Raw genomic sequence first — 4,326 nt, 5'->3', positions numbered from 1 at the left:
GTGGAAACAGCAAAGCTGGCACGTGATCACAACAATGCAAATGTTGTTGGTATCGGCGGCCGGATGCACACGATTGAAGAGTGCAAATCAATCATTGATGCATTTGTTGAAACGCCCTTTTCAAATGATGAGCGTCATGTGCGCAGAATTAACAAGATATCTAAATATGAGGGTTCGCTTTAAACCTTTGTATATAACATGTCATTAACGGCATGATCTTTATCAATACCTTGACCTTCAAAACGAGTTACTGGTCGCCATTCTGGTTTATCGATTACTCCCCCAGTAAATAATGTGGAGGCTGCAAAAACCTCTTGAATGCTCTCTGCATAAGGAACCCAATCAGTTGCAATATGTATGAAGCCACCTTTTTTAATCTTTGGGTGAATCAAAGCAAGAAAACCTTCATTAACAATACGGCGTTTGTTGTGTTTCTTCTTGGGCCAAGGATCTGGAAAGTACAAATGAATTCCATCAAGTGATTCATCAGGGATCATGTGCTGCAAAACCACATGCACATCATCTTCAATTACTTTTAGGTTAGTTAGATTGTTTTCAACTATGCGTGCCAACAACTTACCGATTCCTGGTGGGTGGACATCGACTGCGATATATCCATTGTTGGGATGATTCTTAGCGATGATTGCCGTTGCCTCACCCATTCCAAAACCAATCTCCATAATGATTGATTGGCTGTTAGGAAAGATTGCCTTAACCTCTATTAACTCTTGCTTAAATTCAATTCCATGAATGGCCTGCAGGGCTGTCTTTGCCTGCCTTTGGGCATCAGTTATGCGTGATCCACGAATGCTGTAACTGCGTACCGATGGGCGTTCCATGGGGTAACTCTGTCATGGTTGGATTGGAACCTACAAAACCCTCAAAGGAGTAACAAGTGCCAGGTCTAAATTTGAGCCGTGCGGAAGCAAAAGATCGTGCGGACCATCTGTATGTAAACAGCTATGTAGTAACCCTTGATGTAACAAAGGGCGAAGAGACCTTTTATTCAAAGTCTGAAGTTTCCTTTACATGTAATAAGCCTGGTTATTCCACATTTATTGACGCGGTAGGCCGTTCAGTAATTAGTGCGACCCTCAATGGAGTTGCAGTTGATACAAGTAACTTTGACGGCGAATCGATCTTTATTACTGGTCTAGCTGCAGAGAATCTTCTCGTCATTGAAATTGAAGCTGAGTACTCAAAGTCAGGTGAAGGTCTGCAGCGTTCAGTTGATCCATCTGATGGTGAGGTTTATTTATACTCTCAAGGCGAGACCGCCCACATCCGCAACATGTTCCCTTGCTTTGATCAGCCCTCTTTGAAGGCAACTTTTTCTTTAACTGTCACAACACCTGGTCACTGGGAAGCTGTTTCAAACAATCCCGTTGAGTCAAAGGTTGCAAAGGGAGATCTTGTTGAATGGAAGTTCTCAACGACTCCACGCATCACTACATATCTAGATGCACTTATCGCCGGACCGTATTCGCATGTGCATGATGTGTATAAAGGTGAGAAGGAAATCCCACTTGGTATTTACTGCCGCAAGTCAATGATGCAGTACTTAGATCCTGAAGATATTTTCCTCATCACTAAGCAAGGTTTTGAATACTTTGAAAAGACCTTCGGTTTGGCATATCCATTTGAAAAGTATGATCAGATTGCAGTGGTTGACTTTAACTTTGGTGCAATGGAAAACGCCGGCGCAGTTACTTTCCGTGAAGATGTATTGGTTTTCCGCAGCCACATGCCAGATAAGGCATACCTCTCACGTGCCAACACAATCCTGCACGAGATGGCTCACATGTGGTTTGGTGACATGGTCACCATGTACTGGTGGGATGATCTATGGCTCAACGAATCATTTGCAGAGTGGTCTTCCTACTTAGCCCTTTCAGAAGGAACACGTTTTAAGGGAGCATGGTCAGAATTTAACTCTGCCCGCAAAAACTGGGCCTATCGCCAAGACCAACTCTCTTCGACCCACCCAATCATCGCTGACATGGTCGATATGGAAGCGGTCAATGCAAACTTTGACGGAATTACCTATGCAAAGGGTGCTTCAGTTCTCCACCAATTAGTAGCTCACGTTGGACGCCCGCAATTTATTGCAGGCCTTCAGAAATACTTTGCTAAGCATGCTTGGGGTAACACAACGCTCAATGACTTGTTGGTAGAGCTAGAAGCGGCAAGTGGACGCAAACTTGATGCTTGGGTTAACACCTGGTTGCAAACAGCAGGTGTAAACACCTTGCGCCCTGTTTTAGATATTGATGCGGGAGTTTATAAGAGCGTCACAATTTCACAGGAAGTGCCATTGATTCCAGTTGGTTCTAAAGAACTACGCCCCCACCGTTTAGCTGTTGGTCTCTATGACATCAGTGGCGATTCCTTGACGCTTCGCAAGAGTGTCGAGTTAGACGTTGCCGGTGCTTCAACAGTTGTTACTGATCTTGCAGGTGAAAATGTTGCGGATCTATTGCTCATCAATGATCGCGACCTGTCATATGCAAAATTGCGCTTTGATGATCGTTCAATTGCAACACTCAAAACCCATCTTGGAAAATTTGATGATGCTCTTGCTCGCGCTTTGTGTTGGGCAGCAATCTGGGATATGCATCGAGATGCTGAAATTTCATCCTCTGACTTCCTAGAAATCGCACTTAACGGTCTTGCTGGAGAAAGTGATGATGCAATCGTCAATATTGTGCTTTCGCAATTAGGCACATCTGTTGAGGCCTATACAAAGGAAGCAAACCGTGATGCCTACCGTGAAAAGTTGGCTGATGGTTTGTGGGCACTGACAAACAGTTGCGCTCCAGCTAGCGATCTACAGCTTTTGATCTCCCGCGCCTTTGCAATTAATGCGCACACAGATGCACAAACTGCAAACATTCGCGCACTTCTGAATGGATCTGCTCCAGGGCTAAAGGTTGATGCCGACCTTCGTTGGTACTTCTTGATTGCTCTAACAGAGCGCGGTGCAACAACAAAGGCAGAACTAGATGCTGAACTTGCAAAGGACAACACAACTACTGGAAACCTTGCCTACGAGACTTGTTTAGCAGCAATGCCAAATCATGAGGCTAAGGCATATGCATTTAACAAGGTTCTCAACGAAGAGGTTTCAACCTCTGTTCGAACCGCTTTAGTTGCTGGTTTCCAGCGTCCTATTCAGGGCAAGTTGTTAGAGCCATTTGTAAACCTCTACTTTGATAATCTCATTTCAGTTTGGGAATCAAAATCTTATGAACCTGCAGCAAAGTATGTGACAGGTTTTTATCCATCATGGGTTGTGAAGCAATCAACTGTAGATCTGACTAATGCTTGGCTAGCTGGCACAGGAAAAGATGCTCCTGCTGTCTTGCGAAAGCTTGTCAAAGAGTCACAGGATGGATTAATCCGCGCTCTTAAGGTGCAGGTACTAGATAAGTAATTTGTGTAGCGTTGTTATTCGATTGAAGTAATTGCTGAAGACTTCTTCTGCCGTGTGGCAGTGGCAGCATAAGTAAGTACTGATATCACAACAAATAATGCTGTTGGAATTACTACGAATGTAACAATTGTTTCCAGTACTGATAATCCTGGAGCTGAAGTTACTGGGCCTTCAAAAATAGTCATGGCGTAAGTGTAAATTACTTATGCAGTTGCTGCTGCCACACCAAATGGCTGCAAGTACGGCAACCATCTGTGATCTGTGCGACCTGTTCCCAAGATTCTCCATGCCGCCCCCACCGGTTCGCGAGGCAAGGTGCGCAAGCGCCATCCCAACTCTTTCAGGTGCTTATCAGCCTTAACATGGTTGCACTTATGGCAGGCAGAGACAACATTTTCCCAATTGTGCCCACCACCACGACTGCGTGGAATGACATGATCAATAGATGTTGCAGGTGCTGCGCAGTAAACACAACGACCGCCATCGCGAGCAAAGATTGCACGGCGAGATAAAGGAACTGAATGGCGATATGGAATACGAACAAATTTTGTAAGGCGCACAACTGCTGGAAGTGAAACTTGGCCACCAGCAAATCTCAAAATCTCGCCAGAATCTTCAACCATCACTGCTCGGTGATTTAAGACAAGGATCAGCGCGCGACGGTCTGTTATGACACCCAGTGGTTCATAGGTGGCATTTAAAACAAGTGTGCGCGACATATATCGCTCCCGATCTAGCGCCTGGCTGGCACCGATTGGTTTATCTTGCACCAAAACACCCGACCTCGTGGGTATTTCAATGGGGCTTTTAGGTAAAGATTTGGATAAAGTCTCGTCATTATGAGCGACTCTATGCGTAACTTCCTGGAATGGATGGCTGGGACTCCCCTTCGC

5 protein-coding genes are annotated in these 4,326 nt (G+C 45.0%); 2 read left to right on the top strand and 3 right to left on the bottom strand.

The features are described from left to right. On the top strand, nucleotides 1-183 hold a 183-nt coding region (locus AC9UH7_RS06110; RefSeq protein WP_509596248.1), incomplete at its 5' end, for an RpiB/LacA/LacB family sugar-phosphate isomerase. Here AC9UH7_RS06110 and trmB read toward each other — a convergent pair. Further along, nucleotides 180-839 carry a tRNA (guanosine(46)-N7)-methyltransferase TrmB gene (trmB, locus tag AC9UH7_RS06105; RefSeq protein WP_509596246.1) on the bottom strand — a complete coding sequence of 220 codons (660 nt, stop codon included), beginning with the start codon at nucleotides 837-839 and terminating at the stop codon, nucleotides 180-182. The genes AC9UH7_RS06110 and trmB overlap by 4 nt on opposite strands. A 56-nt stretch (nucleotides 840-895) precedes the next feature. Between trmB and pepN the strand changes: the two genes are divergently transcribed. Further along, complete coding sequence (gene pepN / locus AC9UH7_RS06100) at nucleotides 896-3,433, top strand: aminopeptidase N (RefSeq protein ID WP_509596245.1); 2,538 nt, start codon at nucleotides 896-898, stop codon at nucleotides 3,431-3,433. Nucleotides 3,434-3,447: 14 nt separating this feature from the next. Here pepN and AC9UH7_RS06095 read toward each other — a convergent pair whose 3' ends face one another. Beyond that, nucleotides 3,448-3,618 carry a hypothetical protein gene (locus AC9UH7_RS06095; RefSeq protein ID WP_509596243.1) on the bottom strand — a complete coding sequence of 57 codons (171 nt, stop codon included), beginning with the start codon at nucleotides 3,616-3,618 and terminating at the stop codon, nucleotides 3,448-3,450. 18 nt (nucleotides 3,619-3,636) lie between these two features. Further along, nucleotides 3,637-4,152, bottom strand: a complete 516-nt coding sequence (locus tag AC9UH7_RS06090; RefSeq protein ID WP_509569182.1) for an HNH endonuclease — start codon at nucleotides 4,150-4,152, stop codon at nucleotides 3,637-3,639. Nucleotides 4,153-4,326 lie beyond the last annotated feature (174 nt).

Source organism: Candidatus Planktophila sp. (genome assembly GCF_044348745.1).
Classification (GTDB): domain Bacteria; phylum Actinomycetota; class Actinomycetes; order Nanopelagicales; family Nanopelagicaceae; genus Planktophila.
This window is presented reverse-complemented; position numbering and strand designations above follow the sequence as displayed.

Coding starts and splice junctions, on each gene's coding strand:
- AC9UH7_RS06090 (WP_509569182.1), bottom strand. CDS start 4,152: ATGTCGCGCACACTTGTTTTAAATGCCACCTATGAACCACTGGGTGTC.
- AC9UH7_RS06095 (WP_509596243.1), bottom strand. CDS start 3,618: ATGACTATTTTTGAAGGCCCAGTAACTTCAGCTCCAGGATTATCAGTA.
- trmB (WP_509596246.1), bottom strand. CDS start 839: ATGGAACGCCCATCGGTACGCAGTTACAGCATTCGTGGATCACGCATA.